This window comes from Herbaspirillum sp. SJZ107 (genome assembly GCF_006715485.1).
GTDB lineage: Bacteria > Pseudomonadota > Gammaproteobacteria > Burkholderiales > Burkholderiaceae_D > Telluria.
On the sequence record NZ_VFNH01000006.1, the window covers coordinates 211593 to 237624 of the forward strand.

Here is a 26032-nt window from a genome sequence, read left to right on the forward strand (position 1 = left end):
TTTTAGCCGGAATACGGGTGTGGATTTGTATACGAGGTGAACTGTCCTGATATCTGGGGGATGTGAATATGTGCGGCCGGGGTGGCTTTTGATAGGCAAGGGATGTGAACATGTTCAAGAGGGCAATGTTTTTGATAAATCCTGTGGATAAGCGTCTATTTATTCCCCTCTAGTACGCGGCGCGCCCTCGAGCACGCGCTTGTCCCCTCTATACGCGGTAAATCCCGTGCCCGGGCGGCCCGAAACGATCTTGTTTGGATCCGTGTCGCTCAAGTCTACCTCTCCTTTAGCCGGCCGTCAGGTGCTCGTCGCGCTGCCAGCGGGTATGCTTTTAATGGTCGAAGCCTGGACAGTGTGCTTTTTTGATAGTCTCGACTGGAATTGTAGCGTCGAGGTGCGTGTTTTTGATAGCTTCTGACCGCGTCGCCCCTTTCTGCCTCGTTGCAAACTCTGCGGACGAGGTTCCCGGGGGGGATCGACTCGTCGAGGCATGCGAAGTGATCTCGAAGTGCACCTTTTTGATAGGTTTCACCTGGCCGAAACCAGCTGGGCCACGCTTTTCCTCGCCATGGCGGGCTTCCGCTATCAAAATACTTCACCACCGAGGAGCAAGCCGGACCACGTCGGCCCGGCGCCAGGGGAGCAGTCGGCGCACGAATCGCACGCTGCACGACCAGGGCGTTCACGTCGCAAACCGTGTATTTGGACAACCTGGCTATATATGCGGCCCATTCGGCCCGGCAGGCTGCTCTCCATCCGCTGCTTAAGGTGAACGTCCTTGATACCCATTTGGTTCGCCATTACAGGAGCTCGCTGTGCGGGGCATGGATTGCTTGTGGTTAAAGGTGAAGGTCTGTGATAGTCCTTGTCCATTCCACACCTGTCGCGAGGCCTTGCGGACCGTTGGAGTCGACGACGTGATGGATTTTGATAGTCTGGATGTACGTGTTGCGCACGCTTCCGTCTCCGCAGGAGCCTCACCACCTTTGCGACCGCGCTGCGTCATCTTGGCCGCGCCTGATGACGCGTCGTGAAGGCTTTTGATGGCACCGGCAGCCCATCCCATGTGAAGTGCGCGATGCTGGAGAACGGTGGCGGTAACACGGCTTCGATGGTTTGCATCCGTTGCTGCCGGTGACGAGGTTGATGATTGTTGATAGGTCATCCGGTCGCCGTGGCCTGGATGACCGGGTTCCTGTTCAGGGGGCACCTTAATCGGTACCGCTGCGCGCTCGGGTAAAAAACAGTTCTGTCAGGTGAATCTTTCTGATAGATGGCAGCAACGGTCCGGTAACGACATGTAGTCGGTGGCCGTCCAGTTTGGACAGGGGCAAGAGAGGTGAACTTTCGTGATAGGGTTGCCCGGTTGTCATGGGGGAGGACTTGATAGGCGGCGCTTTTGATAGGCATGTGCACCCGCAGCAAACGTCACGCTCCCGGAGAACTGGCCAAAGTCGTGTTCCAGCGATCGAAGGTGCTGTTTTTTGATAGGCTGGCCCGGCCCATCACCGGACTGGCGCACGATCCGACGTGGCTTTCCCGACGCGGTTGCAGCGCGCTATGCCCGCGTGCTGGTAAAGGTGAAGGATTTTGATGGCCGGGTGGACGTTGGATGGGCCACCGAATACCCGGACTCGTCGCTTGACGGGTGCCGTGCGCATGGCCGGGTGAGCTATTTTGATAGGGCTGTTCGACGATCCTCGCTGTACGTTATCGTGTCTGGCATCACGACGTAAGTGCTCGCTATCGATGGGAGGCTCACATAATCGACCCTTAGGCTTGGGTGATCTAATTTGATAGGCGGTGCCAGCTGGTTGCCAGCATCGATACAAGGTGCACCTTATTGATAGTACTCCCACCCGGTCACCGAATGCGCCGGCGAGCCACCTGGACCGCCATAAATACCCATGACAGCCAGCTAGATTCCAGGTGCCACCTTGCCAACGTGTGGTGGATTCACTCTGGGGTGAAGATTTTTGATAGGTTTACAGTTCACCTGTGACGCGCCCTAGTCGGCGCCGCTTCGGACTTTTATCTTCAGCGTCGTCTTCTCGCACCGCGCCACGGCTAGGGGCCAAACTTTGCCGACCAAGCAAGGAGGCGGTTCAGCCTGAGAGCGGGCGCTCACTGGGGGGCGGGTGTCCAGTGTGCATCCGGGTTCGGGTGAACTTTTTTGGCAGTCCATCGGTGTCCCGCGGCGATCCGAGGTCCGGGTGTTCGCGCGACTATTCCCTGCCATCGGCGCCACGTTCGAGCCGTGTTGCCGCCTTGTAGGGATCGTAGGCGCATAGGCGACGGTTTTTGATGGGCAAGGATGATGGCATGGGAGGATTGTTCGACCGCACGTAGCGTTGTCGTCAGAGAGGTGAACGATTTTGATAGGACGTTGGCCGATTTGATCGCGATCGCCTCCCTAGGCATTCATTCGGTGAACGAGACGCTTACTGGTGAATGATTTTGATAGATGGACGGCGCGCGGTCGACCGCACCGTACCCGCTCCAGCACGGCACCCCGCATATACGATTGCCGCTCCATGCGAAACGCCCACATGGGTGAAGGTTTTTGATATTCAGGTTGCGCCGGCGAGGCCCTGTGGGAGCTCAGGTGATCCTTTCTGATAGGAGGCGGTGCCGTGGCGGAGTGTGTGCGGGCACGGGGCCAGGGATAATAAAGCGCCAGGGGGGGCCTCGGGCGGGGGCGTCCAAGGTGTCCTGTTTTGATAGGAGGTCCCTTTGCATATCGCGCGGGTTCACCTTTCGCGCGCGTTTGCGTGGGCGGCCCGTACCGCCTGCGTTGATGCGCCAATGCGACCATTGACAAAATAAAAATTTGACGTAGAACATGCCAAGGTGAACAATACGTGATCATAGTTCACCTTATGATGTCGATGAGCCGAGACGACCCCAACAACTCGCAGATGGCGCTGGCCCTGCTGTTCGAGCAGAAGCCCGAGATCCTCAAAAAGCCGGTGCAGGCGGTGCACATGGCGATCACGGGCGGAATTCAGAGCAAGACGCAGCGCTTGGCTTTTAACGCGATGCTCAAGCACGCGCTCGAGGAGCAGGCGCGCAATCCGGGCGAGAAGGTCGATACCTATTCGATCTCGCGCGTCGAGCTCATGCGTACCATCAACTATACGTCCCCCAACCGAAAGCACCTGAAGGATACGCTCACCGCCATGCAAAAGCTGACGGTGCAGTGGGACTACCTTCGGCAGGACGGGGACTCGATCTGGGGCTCGTGCGTGTTGCTGCCCTTCGTCGGGTTCGACCGCGACAAGATCTACTATTCGTATTCCCCGCAGATCAAGCCCATGCTGCTGGAGCCGAAGATCTATGCGCGGCTGGATCTGCGCATCCAGCGCGCGTTCCGGCTCGATGCGTCGGCGGCGCTGTACGAGTGGGTGAACCGCTTTCGCACCAATCCCTCGAAGCTGACCAACGAGATGGGCTGGGAGGAGTGGCGCTGGGTGATCTATGGTGAAGTGAACGAGAAGTCGGTGCTCAACGAGTACAAGATTTTCAAGCGTGAAAAGCTTAAGCCAGCGATCCTCGAGATCAACGAGAAGTCGGATCTCGCGATCACGCTGCACGAGAACCGCGACGGTGGCCGCAGCGTGAAGTACCTGCAGTTCACGGTCGAGGAAAAGGACATCTTCAAGCTGGAGCAGGATGGGGACAAGGACGCCAGCAGCGGGGGCCGGGCCGAGTGGGACAAGCGCCTTGAAAACCTGGGCGTGTCGCCGCGCGACCGCAAGAAGATTCTCGATTCCTACTCTCTCGAGGACGTCGAGGCGGGCTGGCAGTTCACAACCGAGCGCGTGAACGACAAGACCAAGCCGGCGATCAAGAGCCCTGCGGCCTACCTGAAGCGCGCCCTCGAAGGCAAGTACGCGCCCGAGGCGCCGGCGCAGAAGCCGATCGCCGGCGGCGGAGGCGAGATCGAGGCGATGAAGGACATCCAGGCACGGTTTAGCAAAAAGCGCCATGACGACGCCGCCGCGATGTTCGTGGAGATGCCGGATGAGGATCGGGAAGCCGCGGTCGCGGAATACAACGCGCTGCAGGAGGTGAGTGTTGCGCTGATTCCTGCCACTGCCAGCAAGCGCACCGCGCGTCTCATGGTGCCCTTCTACGGCTGGTTGGCCAAGAAGTACTGGGGTGAGCCGACCGCACAGGAGATCTTCGAGTTTGCTGTCACGTCCGGGGCAATCAGCATCAATCGCTAGGCATCGATAGGTGCTTGCAAAGCGCTCGTTGCGGTGGACTGGAGTCTGACGGACCTAGAAGTGGCACATGGACTTAACAGTGAATACAGACGTCCGATCAAGGCGTCGAATTGCAACCGCTTCTGAGCATAGATTCTGAGCGCATCCTCAGCGCTTCAACGCTGTCATCTCTGCCATCCGTTCGACCATACAGCGAATGTCCTCAATACGAAGATGAGGTTCATTTCGAAGTAGCTGCTTGTAGAGCAGAGAGATTATGGGAATCGCGTCCACCGGACGCACCGGCACCGCAACCGCAGGCCGGCCGCGCTGGATGAGACGCACGAAGTAGTGCGACTCCTGAAATTCGATCCCCAGGGACTTGTCGTGCGCCCGGCCGTGACCATCGAATTTGAGCGAGCGGATCCTGTTCTCGAACAGTCCCAGCACCTGGTAGGCCTCCTGGACGGTCAGCTGCACCACGATCTTGTTCGGCCAGTCGAAAGTCCTCGGCCCAGCGCCAGCGAGCGCGAGGGCGCCCTCGATGTTCACCGTGTGTTGGCTTGTGGCCTGCGTCTGCGCCTCGGCGATGCACAGTGCGGCCGCGGTGCCGAATACCTTGAAAGAGTAGTAGGGCGGGGCGACAGGTATCGACCGCGTGGTTTGCGCCGTAGGGATGGTTCCCTGCTCGGCCAAGTACTGCCGGGCGCCGGCGGCGCGCGGCGTCTGCTGCGCGATCGCGTCGATGGCATCGAAGAAGCGCCATTGTTCACGGCACGCTGTCGTTACCAGCTGGTCGACAGTGGCCGTACTGCCGAGCCGGCGTAGCGTAGCCCGCAGTGCTGGGGCGAGAACGTGTACCGTCGCCTCGAGCTCGTCGCGCTGGTGGCGATCGCCGGCGCCGAACGCCACCAGCACGGCTTGAAACCGCTTACCGGCTTCAGTCCCGGCCAGCTCGAGCAGCTGGTCCCGCGAGAGAGCTGGAAGCGCAGCCTGGGCGAGGATGCTCGTGATTTCAGACACCTTCATCGGACTTCTTCTTTCTCGGTTTCGCGGTTTCATAGATCTCGGCGGACCGCTCAAGGGCTAGACCGAGGTATTCCTTCACGTCGGCCTTCGTGCGCCCGTTCTTCAATTCTCGTGACGCGAATGTATTGCGCAAGGTCCGGCCACCGCTGCGGTTGACGTCGATCTCGGCGCGGGCGAACGTCGCCTTCACCTGGCGCCAGAGCGTCACTTTCGACATGGGCTTGCCAGTGTGATCGCCCGGGAATACCAGGTCGCCCTGCAGGATACGGTAGCCCTCTGCATCCTCCGCCATCCGCTCCACCAGCCACCGGCGCAGAGCGTCGGCGCCATATTCGCAGACCACAGTCTCATGCTCATAGCTGGTGTCGTGTTTGTCTTCTGGATTGATCTTCAGGCGGATCGGGCCGTGGTTGAAGGCATCATCAACCTCGTCAATGTGCAGGCCGATCGCCTCGGCCACACGCAGGCCACCGAACAGCATCGTGGCCTGGACGGCGTGGTCGCGTCGGCGCTTCCATGCTTTGGGCGGGCGGCCGGCCCGGTTCGGGCCAGACGGCTCGAAGGAGGGCAGGGCGGCAACGAACGCGTCGATCTGCTCCTGCTCCAGCGCTTCGGTCCCTTGGTTCTTGGCCAAGTACCGATTTTCGCTGGCCAGCTTGATCGCCGACGTTGCCGGGTTCGGTGCAATCTTCAAATGGGCGTAGCATCGTTCAAGGAGGCGTAGGTAACGCTCGGTGATGTCGCTGTTTTGTTCGCCGCGGCGCCGCAGCTGGCTGACGAAGCGCACCAAGTCCTGCTCGCCCACGTGGGAGAAGGGTCTTTTCTCAGCGGCCAGCCACTTCACGAACTTGCTGAACATGAAGCCATAGATGGCGGCCGACTTCACGGACACTGGCGCTGGGTCGGCTTTGCCCAGGCGATGGCTGGTGCGCGTAAATTCGGTACTCCGGACGAAGGCGGCAAACGAGGTCACCGGGTCAGCGTCCCACTGTTTCGCATCGAGCATGATCACCTCGTGTTTTGCGCCGAAAGTTGTGGCCAGGTGGCCGGCACCGAAGGCGCTATCTAGCAGAGCTTTTTGAAAGGGAGAATACCACGATGATACCATAAATGAAACTAACGAACATGCTACTTACCGTAGCCGAAGGTGACGCTGCTGCTGGTGGCCGCCGGTACCGGACTTGAGGGTTCTTTCTGCTCGCTTTGTTCTTTTTGTTTTCTTTGCTTTTTTAGCACTCGATGGCGAGCGAGTAGGTGGAGAGCAAAGTGTGATTAGCTAGCTGCGTATCTGGAGGGTCGTCTCTGTTTGATCTTATTTGTGCGTTAGTTTCATTTTTGACGCTAGCTGAACCATTCGGGAGACGGCCTCGACAGCGGATATGTGGGAAGGCCGTAGACCTAAAAATCATGTCATGCCCTGTACAGTGGGCCGTCGAAAAGACTGGCTTTTCTGGCCCGCTTTGCAGTCCTCTGGGGCGCCGGCCGCACCCCAGAGGACGCGATCAGAACGAATACGATCGCATACGCTGGTGCATTCGCATACGAGCCGGAAAACGCCGTGGCTAAGCTTGAACGATTCAGCCACCAGGTGAGCGTGCACCGCCGTCAACAGAAAAGACACAATCGAAAACGTATGAGTGAACAGTGTGCAGTTGACCGAGCTGGAGTGAATTCTGGTCAGATAAGAGGACGTCGGCAACACCAATGAACTGCGCGTCACCGCCTTCAACGACAGGTCGACGCTTTGCGAGCGAAGGCGGTAGCTGCAGGGTGAGCCGACGCGATCGCGGTCGTGGCGGTTGTCACCCTCGCTGCCTACGCGAACGCATGGCGGCGCGGTCCGTAGCACTGCACGCATGACCTTGCTCGCTTAATCAATGGCGAGCTAGGGTCGGACACGTGGCGACGGGAACTTGAAAACCCAAGGTCTTGTCGTCTATGACCATACACTTGTTCGCCGCGTCGATCAGGCTTTGTGTATCTCTTTCTCATTTGACACTGTAGATGTTCAGTGCTACATTCCGATCAAAACATAGAGTGATCGAGGGAGTGAAAAAATGAAAGAATTTTTACTGTACACAAAAGAAATGCTTGCCCGCGATTTCCGCGCGCAGCTTGCGCCGATCCTGGCGATCCGCAACATCATCATTCGCAACGCCTACGGTAGCTCGGCGGATTAACCCTACAAGTCTCCAGGGTAACGCCCTGGCAGTGCAACGACAACGGCCCTCTCGATAGACAGGGCCGTTTGCTTTTCTCCGCTACCGGCTTCCCAGGGCAATCCTGGTCGCGCCGCGAGGGGCAGCCGTCACGCAGGCAGATGCGTGAGCGCGAGCCCGTAATCCACGCGACGCTTTCGCGCACCTTGGGCACGAGTGAGCTTGTCCGGCTAAGATTCCGATAGGACGGCTCGCAGAGGGTCAAGCGCGGTTCTAAGCGCGTTCCCTTCGCCACGGCCAGTTCCCTCAATGGGCTGTCGTGGAGGGTGACGCCGCTGGTTCGGAAGTGGCGTTGAAACAACCTGGCGACCTGTTATCAGACCGCACAAAAACAAACGGCCTGCTCACTCGAGCTGGCCGTTTGTTTTCGTCTGTACGGGCTAAATTTAGACGCTGGCAGTCACCTGCATACGCTTCGCCATCATGCTCTTCGGTCCGTGCTCAGCCTGGAACTCAACCCGGTCGCCTTTTTGCGGCGCAGCGCCGCGGAAGCTGTTCTTGTTGAAGAGGTATTCCTCGCCGCTGTCGGCCAAGATATACCCATAGCCCTTTGCGCTATCGAAGAACTTCACACGGCCGTCCTGTCGCGTAACGGCACCGATCACGCCTTGCAGACCCGCCCCAGCGGTCGACAGCGCTTCCGGCTGACGGCCGGTCATTGCCCTCGCAGTTGCCGAGCGAACGGCCGCATCAAGCCCGCCGATGGACGCGGCGCGTGCCAAGTCAGCGCTGGCCGTTGGGGTGGCGATGGCGCTCTGCTGCGCGGCAAAGTTGATCAGGCGATCAGCAAGGCTCTTTGCGACGCTGTCCGCCGGCGCCATCGCAATGATGCTGCGCTTGCCGTCCTTGCCGAACACGACCGACACGATATCGGTGACCCATACGCGCAGCGTTGCATCTTGCACGCGAGTCAGGGTCGAACTGGACGAGGCCGAACCCCGGAACTGGTTGCCCACGCTGATGGTCGAGGTCTGGTAGGTGCCGGACGTTTCGACCCAAAAGATACGCGACTTGAACTGCATGCGCGACCACAACAGGTGACCGATGCGGAAACTCAGGACCGCGACCATACCAAGCGCCATCACGATCAGAACGCTACGGCTGATTTCCATGCGCGCCATGCTGGCGAACTGCGCCGTGAAGTAGGCTGCAGCCCAACCGCATGCGCCAGCCATCGCAACGCCCCACGCGCCGAGCAGAATCAGAAAGCGAGAGTAACGCATCGCAAATGCGTCAGCCCAGCCCGAGAACTGCAGCGTCGACGTCGGGACCGGCTGCGTCTCTTCCAGCACAAACCCGCCGAACGAACCGCGCTCATCTTCGGACACATCGGGCGGGATGTTCGCATAGGCCCGATTCGGAATACCGCGCTCCCACGAATCCTGAAAGTTGCGGCTCATTTCGGTCCACAGCTGCGCCGGCGGGCAGTTCATGGCGATGGTCGTCTGCTCACAAGACACGCTGGTGCGGGCCGCGCTATCGAGACGCGACACGATAGCGAAGAAGAACAGGCAGGACGCGACCATGGAACCGACCAGTAGCAGGGCAGGGGCGATCCACATAGGGGCAATCTCGATATGCGGCGCAACACGCGGGATCATCACCGGGGCCATGATCGAGAAGATCACGAGCGCCATGAGCTTCCAGAGTGCCTTGTCGCCAGTCTCGACCGGCGCAGTGCTCTCGGTGGACTGGACGTTCAGACGGCCTGGATTGAGGAATGGCATGACCAAGGACAGGCCGCTCATGGGCAGGAAAATCCACGACGCCACACCTTCGTAAGCCGTGCCTTCAAAAGCAAAGAAGGAAACGACCAGGGAAGCGAACAGGGCGATCATTCCAATAAGTGAATGGAAGTGCTGCACGGCCGCCGCCTGCACCTCCGTGGGCGACGTCACCAGGCTTTTCACCATCGAATACAGTACGCCATTGAGCGCACCGTGTGGCTCCGGAAAGTCGATCGCGCGGTGGCGCAGCAGATCAAGGATTTCCTCGGTACCGTGGCCGACGCCGGTTTCAGTTACCAGAAGCTCGCCAGCAAGACCGCGGGGGTAGCGGCGCCCAAGGTAGAACCGTACTTGAGAGAGCGCCTGAATCAACATTTTGACGGCGACGCCCAGCACCAGTGTAGCGACAGCAACGGCAACTGCCGCCACTTTGTCGTTGTGGTTCTGGAAAAGCGCTTTGGCGGTCATCAGCGCGGTCATGCCGCCGGCGGTAGAAGCAAGGGCCGCAAAGAAGAGGAAAAAATTCTCGAAGCGGAACGGGTTTTTAAACTGATTCAGCAGGGCGTCGTCCTGGTTGTATTCAAAGCTCATCGTATGGTCTTTCTGGTGAGGTAATACTTTAGTAGACCATTCAATTTCTCAAGCGCAACCTAAGTGCGGGCAATCTTTCGTTGAAGCTCAGCTACAACCTTGGGCCGCGAACTGGGCACTACGGCGCAATAAAAATCAATGGCGGCATCGGCCCGCTCACTGCCGTATCCAGTAATCCGAACGGGGTGGCCGTCTCCGCCGGTGCGCGCGCAGTCTCCGTCACGGCGGCGAATCCCGGCACTTCGCGACTATCGTCGTCTACGACTCGCTCGGCGTCTCGGCCGAGTACGACCTGACCGTCTCGGGAAGCGATCGAGCGGCCAGCCTCTACACGACCGCGCCGTAAGCGTTCTTCATGCCGACGAATGCGACGGCAACGTACACCATCGCCTCCCTACGACATCACCAGCGCGAACGCCGATATCGTCGACGCGTCGGTAAGCGGCGGGGTGATGACGGTTCGTTCGAAAGGCGTCGCCGGCAAAGCGGTCTTGAACATTCGTGATGCGAAGGGTTCGCTTGTCGTCGTCACGGCGAACGTCAGCGATAACGCGGCCGTGCCTCTCTACATGACTGCACCGTCCTCTATTTCGATTGGACTGGGCGAAGCGCCGAACTACACAATCCAGCGCGGTGTCGGCCGCCCGTTCACTGCAACGAGCAGTAACTGCAGCGTGGCAAAGGCAAGCGCCAGCGGCAACACGTTGAGCGTGACTGGCCTGAGCGCCGGCGTGGCCGACGTCGTGACCTTCGACTCGACTGGCGCATCGGTGAAGGTCTCCGCAACCGTACAGCGCGGCGCCGCGACGGTACTGCTCTACACTACCTCCCCCGATTCGATTAGGGTAGCGGTCGGCGCATCGCCCACTTACACGATCGCAGGTGGCGCGTCGCCGTACACCGTCACCAGCAGCAACGTGAATGTGATCACGGTGAGCCAGACCGGTACGACCTTCACCGCGACCGGCGTCGCCGCAGGCCTGGCGACGATCACGGTGCACGATGCGAACGGCACCGCAGTCAACATCATGGTCACGGTCCAGTAATCGCCACCACGCAGCCCATGCCCTCGGGTGTGGGCATTTTTCATTTGGGGGCCACGCGGCCCCGAAAATCTCCGCCCACATGCCAACGAACCGGCAACCCGCCAAGCAGCGCCACCGCGCGCGATGCTCGTGAATTTGGGAGCCACGCGGCCCCCAGAAGGTCAAGATCGCCGCCGACGCGCTCTATCAAACCCAGAATTGGAGTTCCCATAAAAGGCCGCACCGTCATCCACGCAGCTTTGTCCGTCACCGTCTTGGCAGCCAGCTTGGCCAACGCAGGCAGCACAGGCGAGAACGACATCATTCAGAACGTCAGCCCTTTGCTGAACAACGCGCCAATCGAGAAAGTCCTGCCGAGCGAACGCCCCGGCCTGTACGGAATCCTTACCCCGGATTGCATGTACCACATCGACAAGACCGGCGCGAATGGCTGAGTTTGCATAGCCCGCGGCGTATCTGAAGGGTTGGTATTTATGAGGTGTATGTTTGTTAATGTCAATTGTGGAAGCGCCGTATTAAAACGGTACTGAAACGGAAATGCGGCTGAAAATGACCTGATCGATGTGCCCGATGTGCCGCGTTCAGGGGGCCGCGTGGGCAAACATCATCGACTCGTTTCCTTTGGGGGACACGTGTCCCCGAACGTCCTAAGATGTTGCCCGATTCGGGATATCGTGCTTCTCTTGAAGCAAAGCAGGTTTCTGAGGCCGGTGCATCATTACATGTCATGGGTAGCTCATCACAATCATTGCTGTCTTGCAGTCTCTTCTCGGCTACGCAAGCTGATCACCGAAGCTGCATTTTGAGCGTTGTATGACCCTGCTGAGGGAAGTTCAATGGCGCGTCAAAGTAAGACACGTAACGATCGGGGCCTGACATCCCAGGGCTCTCTCCGCCATGGCCATACACAAGTTAGCGACGTCGAGTAGCCATTGTGCCTTCGCCTCTGGCATATCTTCCCTGATCGCCTTGCTGACCGTTTCTGCCAGCAATTCGTCGTCCGGTATCGCCATATCGTCGGCCTGCCGACGCAGCCATTCATCAAAGTCCGCATCGGTCAAATTGTTGAAGTCAGTCATAAAACCCCCAATAGGAACATAACCACTCCATTGTAGAATTGGATCTTCCTCACGCAAGTCGACCTTCGCTCACCTTTATCGGCAGCTATTGACCTGTTCATATGCGAACATTGGCACTCTGTCATCTGGGGCCTTACGTCGCCGTCTGGAGGTATCAATGCGAACTTCAACCATTGCCAGACTCCCACCTTGAGCGTCGCCGAGAAGTGAACTTCTTTTCAAGCGCCGCGGTAGGTTTTGCAGTTGACCAACTAGTGCGAATTCATGCTGTTACGCCACCTTCAAGCTGACCAGGGCCGTCGCCTGGGAACAAGATCGCACGTATCTCTTCAAGCACAATTTCGACGTTCGAGAAATTGCTGTAGCCTGCCCGTAGGCCGCGCCGGCGAACCTCGTTCGCGGAACGGTACGTCAGCGCGTGACTACAGTAGCCAATCGAGAACACGACTGCATCGGCACCGTTGAATACCTCTGGCGAAAAGTGACTTTGGTCAGGATGCAGAAAGACGGCATTGCGCATTTGCTTGCGCAGCTTGGAGTGCAAGCGCTCGTGTCCGCCAACGAATACAATGCGCCATTTTTCCGGATGCGTGTTAGGACGAACCTCGACCGGCGCCAACGTCACACCGGACGGCGGCTCCAGCACAACGCTAAGGAATTCGCGCGTACGCGCCAATTCATCAGTCGTATTGGCGAGAGCATTCCGGAGTTTTTCGAGATGAGTGCTTTTTTCACGTAACGACCTGGCGTAGCTTTCGACTGCGCGCTCTTGTCCCTCCGGTGTTGCGGAAGCTGCAGTTTTGGACGCTGCGCGCTTTAAGCTTTCCTGCAACGCCCGATTACTTGCCTGGACCTGGGCGAAGGCCGCTTCTGCCGTAGTCACGCGCTTGCGCAGGGTAGCCGTCTGCTTTTCGAGCAAACTCACTTCGTGTCCGGCAGCGTCGCATTGCTCCTGCGCGTACTCGTAGATACCGTGCATCGCTCTGTGTCGCTCATTCAGTCGTACCACAAGATTTTCTCGATGGGGTTCCGGCGTATGAGCAAGGGCGATCACGATCGGCTGATACCGGTCTGTCCACACATTGCATGGATTTTTCAGCAGTTTGATCAACAACGGGTTTACGAACACGTCAAGATCGCCGCCCCGGCTTTGGACCGTATTGGCTACCTCTGAAAAGTGATAAACCATAGCAGTGGCCACGGCATGACACACGAAATACTTCGCACCGCCGCCACTGCGGATGAGTTGGCGCCAGAATCGGTCCGAAGTTAGGTCCATGTCCGAGCTTATGCGCAAATCTGCCGGGTTTCTGAACCGATTCGCCAACCCGATTTCAACGATGTGATACACGGTTTCCGACACAAACTCCTTGTCGCCAACTTGCAGCCATCGAACGGCATCTGTCGAAATCGATGAGACACACTCTTTCGCCGCTTGCCATGCAAGTCCTGGCAGCCGTGTGCGCAACCGCTCGTCCTGCTCCTGGCACGCTCTTAATTCAGCGTTATATTCCTCCCATCGGGCGCTTGCGCGAACGCTTCGTTCCAAGTCGGGCCGTTCGCCGTTGAGCGCGGTATAGTACGATTGAAGCGATCGGATCGCACGGCCATCGTTTCCACGCCCATCCAATGCGGGGTCATCGCTAGCCTCATCCATCTCATTCCACAACGCTTTTACGCACGCCTTGCGAGCGGCCAGCTCTTCCTTGGTGCTTATGAATGTCCCTAGACGCATGCCTTGAGCTTGAATGGCGGCGCCCATGCCACGAACGTGACGTACCTTGCATATCGATACCACAAGAATCTCCTTTATTTCGGTCGCAAAAAACTTGCCACAGTCAGCTGTAGCGATCGATGCCCTCGGGCGTGGACATCGCTGCTCAGGTTCAGGATGTGAACCGCCCCGGGTTTGTAGAGGCTTCATTATTTGAGAAAATGGAGTTATGAAGAAGCAGCCCAAGTATTCCCCTGAAGTCATCGAGCGCGCCGTGCGCATGGTCTCCATGATCGCTTCCGCACCGTGGGCGATCCCGACCTCGGTCAGCGGGAGTTTCACTGCCAGTCCGAGCGGGAACTTGCGACCCAGGTAGAACCGCATCTGCGAAAGAACCTGGACCAGCAGCTTGCCGGCGATGCCTAGAACAAGCGCCGCAACGGCGACCGTCAGCGCGGCGGTCTTGTCGTCATGCGCCGCGAATAATGCCTTGGCCGTCACCAAGGCATTGATGCCGCCAGCCGCCGTGGGAGCCGAAGCGAGGAGAAGGAAAAAATTTTCGAACCGGATGGGGTTCGGAAAATCATTGAGCAGAGTGTCGTTACTGTTGAATTCAAAGCTCATGTTGCGATCTCAAGGTAGTTGGTACACCCCCGTTAGACAATCACTCTTTTTTGACGCAAGTCAGGTTTTGCCGTAGGTCGGCCCAAAAGACCGTGATGTCTCGACATTACCGAATCAGGCCGTTGGGCTTTGGAGGGGGCTGTCTTTAGAATAACGATTGGCTTTCGGGACAGGATCCCGAAAGTCTGCAGAGCTTTGATATCGAATTTGCGGATACGATTACTTATCCAAGTTAAACGAAAGCTTAGCTGGATCATCACACAGCTGGTAACGATGTCGCTCTACAAGTAACTCTTCAAACGTACCGTCCGGAGACTGAGAGATTGCAGCTTCAATCTTTTTCTCGACAATCTTTGTTGCCTCCGCCAGAAGGTCGGGCCAGATCAATGGAATGAACGCATCCGCAACCCAGTCCCGGAGAGCTTCGCCCTCGCCCCCGCCACTTGCGAACGAAATAACCGACCAATGGTTATTTCCCTCATCACAGTCAAAATCAGGGTCATACAGAGGGTGATTTTCGTACATCCACATGAACAAGTCTTCAAGTTGCCCACTTTCCGGGAATACAAGCAGTAGGCTTATCGGCATGAACTCAAACCGCAAGACAAGCGGGCTTTCGTCATCGTCCGGGTCGCTTGGACTCGACACTTCGCTTACTGCACCCCAAGAAAACCGGTAGCCCGGAATTTCTGCGTACTCTCTGGAAAGACTTTTTATAAACTTTACGGGTATATCCGGCTTCGTGGCGAGTCCGCGCATCAGAAGACCTATGGTGACACCATCCAGTTGGTCGAATTCATTGCTAGGCAATCTGTTCTCCTGTCATCGAAAAATTCATTCAACATCGCCTTCTCTAACCCAAAGCGAAGTGAGCGGCACATATGACGCAGTCGCCCTTTACTCACTCGCGCTCGTTTTCATCGCACTGCGATGTCATCCACAATACGCTCCTGGGCGTGATCAGTTGCTTCAAAAGCGATGCCATTTTCGTGAGGATTCGCAATTCTGCAGCGGGAGCTCGATCGGTCGCTTCCCTGCAGGCATTTCGACAGCCCAGTTCCTGCTCGAATCGATAATAGGGGCGCTGTAGTCCGGCCGAAGCAGCTCGCACCTTAGGTAAGCTTGAGGGCAATCAACGCAGCGTTTCCCCTATATAGTTATCTGTCTTCGACAGCGTTTTCAATGCTGCCAGCACGCCCTTTTCCTGGATATCTACTCTCATTTGCCGAACGGCGGCCAGGTAGCCGAGCCAAGACAGCGTAAGCGCGTGGTGCCTCCGGTGAAAGGAGTACATCGCTCGCTCAAGGTCGGCATCTGGTACTACGGCGAGGAAGACCCGGCTATACAGGCCCCACCAAGCGGCTCGGAGGTCGCCATGCCCGCGTAGCCACGCGCGGACCGAGCGCCGGTCGCGGCCGGCCATATCGTTACTCCAGCCGCTCGATTCCGCGGTTCTTGGCGGCAGCTTGGCGCGGTGAAGCGTCCGCAATGTGCTTTGGCGCTCCTGGGTTGCCCAGTCTGTTCCAATGATCCGAGCGTGATCTGCGTTCTCAAATTGCATGGCTTTCCTCGTTTTACGTTAGCTGGAGGGCACATCCCTCCGACTGGGTTCTGCACACGTGTTGCGTGCTCATTCATGTACAGAAGGTACCAAGGAAAAATCGCCGCGCAAGGCAGGGTGCCGCCGAGCATCACGGCTATGATCGTCAATTACGTTTAAACGTCCTTCCATTCATCGGTCTGGATCGGAATCGGCTGCGCGCTTGTTCAAGGCTGCGGCATGCTCAACGTTCATCAAAAGCGGGCAGCGCGGGGACATATGTCCCCGGCGTCAGCGGCAACCTCCGGCCTTCTGTTTTCGCAGCGTGAGCGTCTTCGAAATGTTCTATCGAGCCCTGCCGGGAGGACCGGGACAACCTGGCAGTGTCAGGTCAGCGACTAGCGTGTTTCGTGGCAGTTGCCAACACGCAGGCCGCATGGACACGTGTCTAAGGGCTCAGCTCGAATCGGTGACCTCGACATTCGCATCGTTAACATGTTGATTCCAAGGCCCTTCGGGCCAAGTAGCCACGAAAGCTGACGCACAAATCCCAGGGTCTCGGTTATCGAACCTTTGGTTTGCAGACATTCCGCAGCTTCAGGAGTGGTGCAGGCTGATACCTGCACCACATACCAGGAACTTACGCACGTCGAACTCGAGTAAGTAACGGACGGACCCAGTTCAAGCCACGGATAAAGATCATTTACGGTGTTTCTCGAGCCGACCAAGCAACTTGGCCCGCGTCCCTGGGTCAAGGTCAGGTGTTGCGCGAATGAACGCCCGCCCGATCTTGGCGTCCTGAACCCATGAGAAGTTGAAATCACAAGCAACCGTTACCATGGCCGCGAATACAAACATCCCTAGCGTGAACGCGAGCGAAACCGGCCATGGCAGCCAGTCTGACTGTGCCCCGGCCGCGTTATTACGACTGGCAATCTTCACACATCGCTGGATTTTCCCGTCGAGTTCCGCCACGAGCTTCCGTCGTTCTATAGCGTATTCGACTTCACGCCGCGTACGTTCTTTAGCCATCTCGGTCGCAAAAGCGTTACGTTCAGCTTCGAAATTCCGGCATAGCGCCATGGCCTCTTGGACTGCAGCGGCCGCCTCACGATTAACGGACTGTGTCTGCTCCACTGCTGACTCGCTGGCCTCCCGGAGCAGCTGAGCATAAAACAAGGCGGCGACGGTAACCGGATCATCCTCGTCGAGCCTCTGCCCGGTAAGCGAAAAAACATCTTGCGCAAGCCGCTTTCGCTCTCGAACCTCAATCATGCTAAAGGCCGATAGCTTCAAGTTGTTCGAAAAGCTCGCGCCGAATCATCGTCAGCCGCTGCTTCTGCATGATGTAGAAATCGGCCGTATCCATATCATTGAAGATCAGACGCTGAGACAGCAGCGAGCGGATATCTTTGCCGAAGGTATCCGCTGAGCGCTGCCTGATGCGGACTACGCCCAGGATTCTGGAGCGATATTTCGCGTAAATCTTGGAGTCGCTGAAGCGCTGCCCATCTTGCTCGACTGGACCAAAATAATCGTTTTCCCAGACGACAACGTCAGTATTCGTGGACTCAAAAATCGACTTAAGACCAAGTACCGTTTCCTGCATTGCAGGTCCGCCAACCAGCGGTGTATGGATGACGACTTGATGGCCTGCCTCTTTCATTACGTCGAAAACACCACTTTCGACCACGTAGTTCATCATCGGAAGGAAAGAAGGTGAGCCCGTATCCACGACGCTATAACCCTCGCGCTGCAAAAGTTGATCCATCAATCCATCGAATTTCGACTCATCAATCTTCATCTCGCTGTTCAAAATATTGATGTGCTGAACGTTCAAACCACCGTATCCGGCAAAGGTCGCATTAGTTGGATCGGTATCGGCAAAATATCCGTCTCGTCGCATATGGATCCCATACTGGGCCAAAACCCAAGCGACGAACGACTTGCCAACCCCGCCTTTCCCCATGCAGACAAAATTACATTGCTTCATATCACTCCCTATAAATCGTTCCAATTTACCTTTTCTGCAGCCTTGGCGTCCCATTTGAATTCCCTAGGTTCACTTGGCTGTTCGACGATACTACTGGTAGCCGCAACCGATTCTTCGTTGAATGCTACAGATAAATCAGGAGCTTTCAGATCAGCTCCAGTACTGCCAGTCAAACGTCGGTTTTCCTTGACGCGTTGTCTTGTCTCCGGGACAACAGCCGTGCTTTCTCTCTTCTCTTTCCTGAGCATCGCTAGGACACGGTGGTAATACGTGAGCGAGATGGAAATTCCAAGCTGCCCCAGCGCCGCATGCATGTCTTTATGTGAATACCCATTGGCCAAGCCATCCTCAATCTGCGGCAGCACTTCTTGCAAACGCCGCAGCACTGATCGCTTTTCGGATGGAATGCCTTTTGTTATCATATTTATCATAGATACTGTCCGAGTCATATTTACGCGCCAACTTCGTTCACCAATACACAGCATGCGGCGCCTGGATTGTGGTTGAAGTTGTCGCACCGCGCCCAGTCCCGGGGGCCGAGCATTGCATGTCTAAAATTTGTCTATTTCCTGTCCAACCCATGTTTATAGTTTGTCTATTGCGGCAAAACGTGTCCGTCTTATGTTCATTCCATGTCTGCTTGGTGTCTGTTTGTTGTGTGTTCTGTGTACACGGAGTGATCGTACAACGCGTTTCATGACGAAAATCGGCAAATGCTCATGTATATTCGCTAGCATTCGATTTGACGGCCGAAAGCAGATGGTTTATATTTGGTCGTCGCTTAAGCGGCAGCTTATCCATCAAACTTTTCCGCCGCTTTGGGAGTGGAGAGTTTTGCGCAAGTCTTCTCGGCCGCAGCTACGGCGAGCCAAGTTTTAGTCATCCTTCTGGAACGCTGTGGTACGCGACTATTTCTGTCTCGACGGCCCGGAAGCAGGTCAGCCATACAGCGGTCCTGCCTGCCATACGACAGAAGCTACGAAAGAAGCGCTTTACCGCGTGCAGCTACTTTGATGCCTCTCTACAGACGTGATAGCTGAGCGCTACCCCCACAACCCAGGCAGAGCCTGGATTCCAAGCCCCGCCGAGCTCAGGAAACCAGTAGGTAAGAGAAGCGCAAAAAATTTTAAAATTCCATCTTTTTCGCCGGACCAGACTGGCGAAAGAGCTTTCTGTCACGATTTCTTCCCACTTCTGCGGAATTGATCTGCACGGCCGTACGGCCTATCGCAAGACTGTGGCGTCCAGAGCCACTCACACAATAGCCGCCACCAGCTGACGTAGCGATGATCGCCCCGGCATGTGCTGACATGTCCGCCTGCGGTCACGCTACGTCTTTTTTCAACGCGTCACTATCCGGTAGTGACGCGACTTTTAAAGCCCTCCAAACCTAGTGTTCATGCCGTTCCGCAGTCAGGAACCCGAAGTGACACTCGAAATTTGGCTACGCCACCGCCCAGAGCGCGGAATCGAAACGCCAACCCTGCACCTCCAGCGCAGTCCCCTCCAAAAGCAGCCTAGAAGAGATTTTCTTCACAAGCCTGGCGCGGCATGTAGCGCCCCCCCCTTTCAGCATGTTGTTCTCCCGGCCGAAGTACCCCCCGTCTGCATGACGGCAGCCGCTCCTATCTAAACGTTGTTGGACCACCGTTCATGCAGTGCGGTGCTGGTAGTACCCGGTATTTCCTTTTACACACTGGAGGTTTTTTATGGCTGCTATGGCTCACATCTACAAAAGAAACGATTCTATTCAGACAAAATTTTCCAAGGCGGCCCTATGGCAAAAAGGGGCCGCCATACGGACGAAAGTGCGGATGAACAGTACATGGAACGCTGTTGCAGACTGCGCAAAGGTGCAGCGCTGGGGAGACGTCGAGCCGGCCACGATAACGTTGAAACAACTAAAAGGTTATGTCACGTATCGGATTGCACAAGGGATCAGTGCTCGTTCGATTCAGAATGAGATGAGCCATATCAGGCGCTCTTTGGAGGGAGCTGGACGCACAGATTTCACTCCGGAGACTTGTCCGAACTCGAAACTCGGTGTCCCTTCAGGCACCAGGATTGGCGTTGGAAAAGTGGTGGATCCCGAAGTGCTGCGATACGCGCTGCAAAGGGCCCTGCCAGATACAAAGGCTCTTATTGAGCTGAGTCGATTTCTCGGCCTGCGCGAACTTGAGGCGGTCATGTCAGTGAGCTCATTGAACAAGTGGGAGCGTGATTTAGCGGAAGGCCAGCCTATCATTGTCAGGGATGGAACGAAGGGCGGACGAGCTCGATCGGTTGTCGTCGCCCCTGAGGGATTAGATAATGCTTTGGCGGCCGTTAGAGCGGCGCAGGCAGTGCTCCAAAAGCAAGGGTATCTCGTTGTGAGCAAGAGCTTAAAAGCCGCTCTTGAACAGCATTCCGACCGATTAGCAAAGTTGGGGCTAAAAGGCGAAAATTCTTGCCACTCGCTGCGACGTGCTTTTGCCATGGATCAATACAAACATTACCTGGCTGAAGGTTGCAGCGAAAAGATAGCGCTTTCGAGAACCTCGAATGATCTAGGACATGGTGATGGCCGCGGTCGCTGGGTCTTTAACAATTACATCAAGAATTCTCTCTAAGGCCGAATTTCTTTGGAAGGGGCTTTTCAACGACGACGCGTATAATAATCGCCCAAAAAAAACGCCACGCGAACAGACCGCATGGCGTTTGTGCAAAATTGCCGCTGACTATGCAGAGCTCAGAATTAAGTTATAGATGTTCCCTTGCAGCGCATGAGAGACATGCTGCCCCATCTGCCTAAAATGTTCTATTCATCCTCATTTTTCCTTCGACGGTTAAGCGAACGTATCACTTGGCAAGTTATGAAGTTTACACCTCGTCGGATAGCACGACCGACCCACACAAACGGCTCGAAAAACAGTCGAAAGTCTTCCATTGCAACACGTTTGATATGTTCGAAAATTTCTTTCATTTTACGTTCACCCTTATCTAAATAAGTTACCTCAGAGTCCGTAGCGAAAATCCTTGCCTGCTATTCCGCAATTACTCTACGTTGAGTTGAATCAACATGTTGGAATTATCGAAAAATAGCAACGGCAGACGCCACAAAACCCATCATAAAAGTTGAACTTATCGACGCAAGTCGAAGTAGAATGTGCGGCCCTGCCCCTTGGTAACCAATGGACTAAAATTCCAGCCTGCTATCGGCTCACAAGGTGTCTGGGATGCCGACAGGTAGAGAATTAATGTATTGTTAGCGTGGGTTTCGACAGCAAACCCGGTCGGAGTAAAGCGTTTAGAGACGGTTTAAAAACTCGGAAGCAACTATGATGTCCAAGCGGTTCACTCTTGCAGGAGTACGCCATGTGGACAGCAGAACAGCGCGCGCGGCATAAGGTTTCGAAACCAAAGGAGCGACGGGGCTATCCGACCGATATCAGCGACAAGGAATGGAAGCTCGTCGAGCCGTTACTGCCTGGCGCAGCCCGTACCGGGCGCCCGCGAAGGACGGCCCTTCGCGAGGTGATCAATGCGTTGCGTTACCTGGTCCGGTCGGGCTGCGAATGGCGCATGCTGCCCAACGATTTTCCTCCCTACCAAACGGTGTACTACTGGTTCAGACGTCTGATGCGGCGCTTCCTGTTCCGAACGATCCACGATCTTGCCCTCATGCTTGACCGGATGTGCGAGCAGCGCGAGGTCGTTCCTTCGGCCGGCATCGTCGACAGCCAGTCGGTGAAAGCACCATGTGCACGAGAGCGCGGGTACGACGCGCACAAGAAGATCAGCGGGCGCAAACGGCACATCAGCGTCGATGCCGATGGCCGGCTATTAGCCGTGAACCTGACGCCCGCCGACATCGCAGACTCGACCGGCGCCCAATTGGTGCTTGATGCCTTGGTCAAGCGCTGGCCATGGGTGAAGCATTTGTTTGGTGACGCTGCCTACGACCGCCGTACTTTGCTGGACAAGGCGGCCTATCTCAACTTTACCGTTGAAGTCGTGCGCGGCCTGCAAGGCCAGAACGGCTTTCAGGTGCAACCGCGGCGTTGGGTCGTCGAACGCACGTTTGCTTGGCTGATGCGATACGGCCGTCTCGTCCGCGATTACGAGCAGCGCCTCGACGTATCCCAAGCAATGATCTATATCGCGCTTGGCTCATCACTACTGCACAGGATGCGTTTCCGGTGAGTTTTTAAACCGTCTCTTAGGTCGAAATGCCCCTTTCGGATGCATTGCGTGAGTTCGATCTTACGAATGTTCATAGCCGCTCTCGCCAACATCTTGAGGTCGAGCACCGTCGGCAGTCTGGAGATGACGTCGCGATGGCCCGACCGAATCAGGTTATTTAGGTATTTGTTCAAGCGAAGCTTTATGGTGTCGGGCAGGCTTCGCCTCGAACAATTTGATGGGATGCTGTATAGCCGTGTAATGCGGAAATCAAGCGCAACGGGGTTCGCGTAAGCGGCGCTTTGCGGATAAGCGTTTTCATCGACGCGACATTGCGGCGTAGGCGGAGCTGGAGATCAATCAGCTGCTTCCGACTGAACTTCTTGCACAGCAATGCTTTACCGTGCTGGCTCTAGCCATGCGCGCAGAAACTGCCTTTCTCCATGCCGAAGAGAGGTGTATTACATATTTGGTAGCCATTCAGGGAGAGAGCACCCTATGAGCTAAAATTCCGCAGGAAATTGCAATCTAATTAACGAATATATAGTCCACGAGTCGACCGCTATACCGCTTCTCATTCAACGGCGCACTAATGTCAGTTGCGAGCGGTCGTCGACGACCGCCGGTTAAATTCTGTACTCGTCCAGGATCTTACCGTTAGCCAACCCGTCAGCAATCCACCTCGGCTGTCGACCGCGGCCAGTCCAGGTCTGCGAGCTATCAGCGGGATTTTGGTACTGTGGTTGTGCTTTCTTGCCGGTATTGCCTTTTGACTTCGCTCCGCTGTTGGAGAATAACTCCTCTACCGGCACCCCTACATCCTGAGCAATCGCGAGAATTTGTTCGCGCGCTTTTTTTACTTCCTGTTGCTGACGATCCTTAATCTGCTTTTCAATCTCAGCTTGCAGGGCCTTGAGTCCGGCGAGGTCATAGGCGGATAAGTCTACTTGTGCCATGTTTGAATCTTCCTGTTGTTGGATTAAAGTACAACTGACGGTTGCGAAGCGATTCTACTATGAGGCGGCAAATTTAAACACGTGTTCCGTGCCTGGTCTCTCGACAAAATTTACGCGCCGATAGTGAAAGCCACTTAATAGGGACACTCCCACGAATTGACCTAATTTTCACGAACATAGCCATCTCAACCGCCACACCCAAGAACCTCAGCAATCAGGCTGTGCTATGCTCGATGATATCCAACGAGGAAACATAAGATGGCTACTTTGACCGACAAGGAAATTGAGGCTCTCCGGCGCCTCATCGGACACGCGAAACGTGACAGCGGCCAGAGCCGTCGAGTCGCAGATTTTCTTCTTGCGTGGTGGAACGCCGCGCAATGTGGCGGCTTCGACTTCACTTCGATGTGGGGCTGCGACGAAGCCATCATTGAGGACATGATCACCGTGTTCGCGTTCATCGGTCGAAACAACGCCTACCCCGACAGCTTGGGCTTCGAATCTGACTTCGTGGCGATCATCCACGAATGGCGTCCTGAACTAGAAGAGTGACCGGAAAAACCCAGCAGGAGCCGATTCCACCTCGTGCCAGCTGCGGCACTGCGAGGGCCAGCGTGGTACCGGTCCAGCGAGGAACATGATACGCATGACAGCGGCTGAGATATACTGTACAAACATACAGTTAAATTGGTAGAGGTGATCATGCTTACTATGGATAAGGCTTTTCAAGCAATTCGAGCGATCGTGCCAGCAGTAGTTGCCAGGCATCGCGAACGCGGGACGCTCACTTGGGCTCTGCTCCACCAGTTAGAAAGCGAAGTAGTCGATCTCGCAGTGGAAGTCGGCGATCAAGATAAGGACATCCTAAGGATGATGAAGGCGTCTCCGCTGTTTGGATATCCGAACAATCAGCAGCCTGCATCTTTTGAAGGACATGAGGTCGTGCCACCGATCATGAACGCAATCGAGCGGACGTGGCGGCGAACTCATTGATAGGAAACGGCCATGCTGAGTGACAAGGAAACGGCTGCGAATGATGCGGTAAAAGAAGCGTTGAAAGCGATCCAGCGTGCGCGCGAGCTTTGCGAGCGTGCGGATTACGGGATGCTTGTTTCTGAGCCGCTGGCCGACGCGCAGCGCAGCACGCAATATGCCCTCGATACCGTCCTCGGAAGAAACTAAGCGAAGGACGCCATGACCGTCAACGAACTGCGCGAGCTGCTGAAAGGCCTTCCCGGCGATATGCCGGTAGGCAGCGCATATTCGGACGCGTAGCATGCCGACCCGTGCTACGAAACGACCGATGTGCGCACTACCCGCGTCGCCGATCGATTCGCAGGTTTGCCGGCGTGATGAAAGTAATTTTTGCCCTCGAAGGGTACTGAGCGGCCCCAGGGAAAACAGATGAAATTGTCGTCACAAGGGTTCTGTCGCGTTGACGAAAGGCCGCGTGAAGCCGGTAGACTGTAACGCCAAAAACTTGTCTGCCTATCATGATCAGCTTCAAAGGAATGCGTTTCCCGATCGACGTCATCCTGGTCTGCATCCGCTGGTACGCAGCCTATCCGCTGAGCTACCGGCACATCGAAGAAATGATGGGAGAGCGCGGCGTGTCGGTCGACCATTCGACGATCAACCGCTGGGCCATCCGGTTTCTGCCAATGATCGAGAAACTGTCACGTAAGCACAAGCGCCAGGTCGGTACCAGCTGGAGAATGGACGAGACCTACATCAAGGTCAAGGGCACCTGGAAGTACCTTTACCGTGCCGTCGACAAGGAAGGCAAGACCGTCGATTTCCTCCTGACGGCGCAGCGTGACATGGCCGCCGCCAGACGATTCTTCGAAAAAGCCATGCGTGAGAACGGCGCGCCGACAAAGATCGGGATGGATAAAAGCGGCGCCAACAGGGCCGCCATTGATGAGATCAATGGCGGCAAGGCCGTCCCGATCACGGTACGCCAGGTGAAGTACCTCAACAACATCGTCGAACAGGACCATCGCGCGATCAAGCGGTTGACCAAACCAATGCTGGGCTTCAAGTCATTTCGCGCAGCCAGCAATGTGCTCGCAGGCGTCGAGCTCATGCACATGATCCGCAAGGGCCAGTTCGCAATCAATCCAACGGACTCGTCGGTTGCCGAGCAATTTTATGCATTGGCGGGACTGGTCCGTCCAGCATAAGCCGGAGTCACGCCCGGCCTGGAAAAATCTGCTTGGCGCTCAGCAATGCGACAGAACCGGGCCGGTATTGGTGACGGCGACCGTGGCCGACCCGTCCCTGGCCAGCACCAGGATCTCGATCGACGTATCCTTGTCACTGTACTTGACGGCATTGATCAGCAGGTTTTCGATCGCCCGGCGCAGCGCCGCGGCGTGCCACCTGCCGGGAATGCGCTGTCCACCCAGCACGATTTCGCGACCGGACGTCAGCGCCACGCTGGCCACCGCATCGCCGGCCAGTTCGTACAGCTCCGTTGAGGCGAGTTCGATCATGGTCGTGCCGGCCTCGAGCACCATCATGTCGAGCAGGTCGCACATCATGGTCTCGAGCCTGGCATGCTGGCGCATCGCGACCTCGGCCATGCGGCGCACGCGCTCGGGATCGGAGGTCGCGTGAATCACGTTGACGGCTACCGACGCCGCCGCCAGCGGGGTGCGCATATCGTGCGTCAGGGCTGAAAAGAACTGCTCGCGAATCTGTACCTGGGAATCGGAAAATCCTGTGAGCGACGCGCGCAGCGCGACGTCGATCGCCTTGTTCAAGCGCTCGACCTCGTCGAGTTCCAGTGCGATGCCGGCGCCGTGCCAGGTGGCCAGGACGGCCGAACGAAACAACTGGAACTCATGCACGATGGAGCCGGCGTTGAAGCGCGTGACGCGGGCGCGCTGGCCACCGTGCTCCGAGGCGAGCGTGGCGTGGTCGAATGCCGCGGCTTCGCCGACGGTCGTCTCCACCAGGTGCTCGAAAAACAATGGCATGGTGTTCACCAGCGATGGCAGCGGCACGCTGGCGGCGTACGGGATCTCGCTGCGCACCTGGTCGAGCCAGGCAGCAAGCACCGCATCCTTCGTCGCCGCGAGCTGTTCAAAGCGTAGGGTGTGTGGAGCCGACATGATCGCCTTTAAGTGGAATGACGCGCCGC

The 26032-nt window shown here is 56.6% G+C and carries 22 protein-coding genes; 10 read left to right on the plus strand and 12 right to left on the minus strand.

The window, feature by feature from the left end; genetic code table 11:
• Positions 1-2888: 2888 nt before the first annotated feature.
• The gene (locus FBX97_RS28860; protein WP_185748796.1) at positions 2889-4229 is read left to right on the plus strand and encodes a replication initiation protein; all 1341 of its coding nucleotides are present in this window, start codon (positions 2889-2891) and stop codon (positions 4227-4229) included.
• Between the two features lie 147 nt (positions 4230-4376).
• Here FBX97_RS28860 and FBX97_RS28865 read toward each other — a convergent pair whose 3' ends face one another.
• Both FBX97_RS28865 and FBX97_RS28870 read right to left on the minus strand, forming a co-directional pair.
• Entirely contained in the window at positions 4377-5237 is an 861-nt protein-coding gene (locus tag FBX97_RS28865) for a hypothetical protein (RefSeq protein WP_141839295.1), read from the minus strand.
• A complete protein-coding gene (locus FBX97_RS28870; protein ID WP_185748797.1) occupies positions 5224-6243 on the minus strand; it encodes a tyrosine-type recombinase/integrase in 1020 nt (339 codons plus the stop codon). The genes FBX97_RS28865 and FBX97_RS28870 overlap by 14 nt, the downstream gene beginning before the upstream one ends.
• 1051 nt (positions 6244-7294) lie before the next feature.
• Here FBX97_RS28870 and FBX97_RS30330 point away from each other — a divergent pair.
• Positions 7295-7417 (plus strand): hypothetical protein, encoded by a 123-nt coding sequence (locus FBX97_RS30330; protein ID WP_255517673.1) that lies wholly within the window; start codon positions 7295-7297, stop codon positions 7415-7417.
• Between the two features lie 425 nt (positions 7418-7842).
• On the opposite strand, the gene FBX97_RS29910 is transcribed toward FBX97_RS30330, so the two are convergent.
• Positions 7843-9774 carry a cold-shock protein gene (locus tag FBX97_RS29910; RefSeq protein WP_221631894.1) on the minus strand — a complete coding sequence of 644 codons (1932 nt, stop codon included), beginning with the start codon at positions 9772-9774 and terminating at the stop codon, positions 7843-7845.
• A gap of 365 nt (positions 9775-10139) precedes the next feature.
• Between FBX97_RS29910 and FBX97_RS28880 the strand changes: the two genes are divergently transcribed.
• Positions 10140-10820 carry a hypothetical protein gene (locus FBX97_RS28880; protein WP_141839300.1) on the plus strand — a complete coding sequence of 227 codons (681 nt, stop codon included), beginning with the start codon at positions 10140-10142 and terminating at the stop codon, positions 10818-10820.
• Between the two features lie 266 nt (positions 10821-11086).
• A complete protein-coding gene (locus tag FBX97_RS29790) occupies positions 11087-11254 on the plus strand; it encodes a hypothetical protein (RefSeq protein WP_185748798.1) in 168 nt (55 codons plus the stop codon).
• A 399-nt stretch (positions 11255-11653) separates the two neighbouring features.
• On the opposite strand, the gene FBX97_RS28885 is transcribed toward FBX97_RS29790, so the two are convergent.
• From FBX97_RS28885 to FBX97_RS28915, 7 genes are all read right to left on the minus strand, one after another.
• On the minus strand, positions 11654-11899 hold the full coding sequence (locus FBX97_RS28885) for a hypothetical protein (RefSeq protein WP_141839302.1): 246 nt from the start codon (positions 11897-11899) through the stop codon (positions 11654-11656).
• A gap of 262 nt (positions 11900-12161) precedes the next feature.
• Positions 12162-14237, minus strand: a complete 2076-nt coding sequence (locus tag FBX97_RS28890; RefSeq protein ID WP_141839304.1) for a DUF2325 domain-containing protein — start codon at positions 14235-14237, stop codon at positions 12162-12164.
• 219 nt (positions 14238-14456) lie between these two features.
• Complete coding sequence (locus tag FBX97_RS28895) at positions 14457-15047, minus strand: hypothetical protein (protein WP_141839307.1); 591 nt, start codon at positions 15045-15047, stop codon at positions 14457-14459.
• A gap of 322 nt (positions 15048-15369) precedes the next feature.
• Entirely contained in the window at positions 15370-15798 is a 429-nt protein-coding gene (locus tag FBX97_RS28900) for a hypothetical protein (RefSeq protein WP_141839309.1), read from the minus strand.
• Positions 15799-16476: 678 nt separating this feature from the next.
• A complete protein-coding gene (locus FBX97_RS28905; RefSeq protein ID WP_141839311.1) occupies positions 16477-17052 on the minus strand; it encodes a hypothetical protein in 576 nt (191 codons plus the stop codon).
• Between the two features lies 1 nt (position 17053).
• Positions 17054-17824, minus strand: a complete 771-nt coding sequence (locus tag FBX97_RS28910; protein WP_185748799.1) for a conjugal transfer protein TraL — start codon at positions 17822-17824, stop codon at positions 17054-17056.
• Positions 17779-18201 (minus strand): hypothetical protein, encoded by a 423-nt coding sequence (locus tag FBX97_RS28915; RefSeq protein WP_141839315.1) that lies wholly within the window; start codon positions 18199-18201, stop codon positions 17779-17781. Before FBX97_RS28915 ends, FBX97_RS28910 begins: the two co-directional genes overlap by 46 nt.
• A gap of 1278 nt (positions 18202-19479) precedes the next feature.
• Between FBX97_RS28915 and FBX97_RS28920 the strand changes: the two genes are divergently transcribed.
• Together FBX97_RS28920 and FBX97_RS28925 are read left to right on the plus strand one after the other, a co-directional pair.
• The gene (locus tag FBX97_RS28920) at positions 19480-20379 is read left to right on the plus strand and encodes an integrase domain-containing protein (protein WP_141839317.1); all 900 of its coding nucleotides are present in this window, start codon (positions 19480-19482) and stop codon (positions 20377-20379) included.
• 745 nt (positions 20380-21124) lie between these two features.
• The gene (locus FBX97_RS28925; protein WP_141839319.1) at positions 21125-21952 is read left to right on the plus strand and encodes an IS5 family transposase; all 828 of its coding nucleotides are present in this window, start codon (positions 21125-21127) and stop codon (positions 21950-21952) included.
• A 605-nt stretch (positions 21953-22557) separates the two neighbouring features.
• On the opposite strand, the gene FBX97_RS28930 is transcribed toward FBX97_RS28925, so the two are convergent.
• Complete coding sequence (locus FBX97_RS28930; protein WP_141839321.1) at positions 22558-22887, minus strand: H-NS family nucleoid-associated regulatory protein; 330 nt, start codon at positions 22885-22887, stop codon at positions 22558-22560.
• A gap of 258 nt (positions 22888-23145) precedes the next feature.
• Between FBX97_RS28930 and FBX97_RS28935 the strand changes: the two genes are divergently transcribed.
• The 4 genes from FBX97_RS28935 (at position 23146) to FBX97_RS28945 (ending at position 25070) form a co-directional block, all read left to right on the plus strand.
• Positions 23146-23439, plus strand: coding sequence for a hypothetical protein (locus tag FBX97_RS28935; protein ID WP_141839323.1), 294 nt, complete (start codon positions 23146-23148; stop codon positions 23437-23439).
• 150 nt (positions 23440-23589) lie between these two features.
• Positions 23590-23880: a DUF2471 domain-containing protein gene (locus FBX97_RS28940; protein ID WP_141839325.1), complete on the plus strand. Its 291-nt coding sequence runs from the start codon at positions 23590-23592 to the stop codon at positions 23878-23880.
• Positions 23881-23892: 12 nt separating this feature from the next.
• Entirely contained in the window at positions 23893-24069 is a 177-nt protein-coding gene (locus tag FBX97_RS29795) for a hypothetical protein (RefSeq protein ID WP_185748800.1), read from the plus strand.
• Between the two features lie 311 nt (positions 24070-24380).
• The gene (locus tag FBX97_RS28945) at positions 24381-25070 is read left to right on the plus strand and encodes an IS6 family transposase (protein WP_141839327.1); all 690 of its coding nucleotides are present in this window, start codon (positions 24381-24383) and stop codon (positions 25068-25070) included.
• A gap of 39 nt (positions 25071-25109) precedes the next feature.
• On the opposite strand, the gene FBX97_RS28950 is transcribed toward FBX97_RS28945, so the two are convergent.
• Entirely contained in the window at positions 25110-26003 is an 894-nt protein-coding gene (locus FBX97_RS28950; RefSeq protein ID WP_141839329.1) for a sensor histidine kinase KdpD, read from the minus strand.
• Positions 26004-26032 lie beyond the last annotated feature (29 nt).

Coding starts and splice junctions, on each gene's coding strand:
- FBX97_RS28885 (WP_141839302.1), bottom strand. CDS start 11,899: ATGACTGACTTCAACAATTTGACCGATGCGGACTTTGATGAATGGCTG.
- FBX97_RS28860 (WP_185748796.1), top strand. CDS start 2,889: ATGAGCCGAGACGACCCCAACAACTCGCAGATGGCGCTGGCCCTGCTG.
- FBX97_RS28940 (WP_141839325.1), top strand. CDS start 23,590: ATGCTTACTATGGATAAGGCTTTTCAAGCAATTCGAGCGATCGTGCCA.
- FBX97_RS28935 (WP_141839323.1), top strand. CDS start 23,146: ATGGCTACTTTGACCGACAAGGAAATTGAGGCTCTCCGGCGCCTCATC.
- FBX97_RS28950 (WP_141839329.1), bottom strand. CDS start 26,003: ATGTCGGCTCCACACACCCTACGCTTTGAACAGCTCGCGGCGACGAAG.
- FBX97_RS28945 (WP_141839327.1), top strand. CDS start 24,381: ATGATCAGCTTCAAAGGAATGCGTTTCCCGATCGACGTCATCCTGGTC.
- FBX97_RS28910 (WP_185748799.1), bottom strand. CDS start 17,824: ATGGGACGCCAAGGCTGCAGAAAAGGTAAATTGGAACGATTTATAGGG.
- FBX97_RS29910 (WP_221631894.1), bottom strand. CDS start 9,774: ATGAGCTTTGAATACAACCAGGACGACGCCCTGCTGAATCAGTTTAAA.
- FBX97_RS28890 (WP_141839304.1), bottom strand. CDS start 14,237: ATGAGCTTTGAATTCAACAGTAACGACACTCTGCTCAATGATTTTCCG.
- FBX97_RS28925 (WP_141839319.1), top strand. CDS start 21,125: ATGTGGACAGCAGAACAGCGCGCGCGGCATAAGGTTTCGAAACCAAAG.
- FBX97_RS29795 (WP_185748800.1), top strand. CDS start 23,893: ATGCTGAGTGACAAGGAAACGGCTGCGAATGATGCGGTAAAAGAAGCG.
- FBX97_RS28915 (WP_141839315.1), bottom strand. CDS start 18,201: ATGATAAATATGATAACAAAAGGCATTCCATCCGAAAAGCGATCAGTG.
- FBX97_RS28870 (WP_185748797.1), bottom strand. CDS start 6,243: ATGCTCGATGCGAAACAGTGGGACGCTGACCCGGTGACCTCGTTTGCC.
- FBX97_RS28905 (WP_141839311.1), bottom strand. CDS start 17,052: ATGATTGAGGTTCGAGAGCGAAAGCGGCTTGCGCAAGATGTTTTTTCG.
- FBX97_RS28880 (WP_141839300.1), top strand. CDS start 10,140: ATGCGACGGCAACGTACACCATCGCCTCCCTACGACATCACCAGCGCG.
- FBX97_RS28900 (WP_141839309.1), bottom strand. CDS start 15,798: ATGCAATTTGAGAACGCAGATCACGCTCGGATCATTGGAACAGACTGG.
- FBX97_RS30330 (WP_255517673.1), top strand. CDS start 7,295: ATGAAAGAATTTTTACTGTACACAAAAGAAATGCTTGCCCGCGATTTC.
- FBX97_RS28920 (WP_141839317.1), top strand. CDS start 19,480: ATGGCTGCTATGGCTCACATCTACAAAAGAAACGATTCTATTCAGACA.
- FBX97_RS28930 (WP_141839321.1), bottom strand. CDS start 22,887: ATGGCACAAGTAGACTTATCCGCCTATGACCTCGCCGGACTCAAGGCC.
- FBX97_RS28865 (WP_141839295.1), bottom strand. CDS start 5,237: ATGAAGGTGTCTGAAATCACGAGCATCCTCGCCCAGGCTGCGCTTCCA.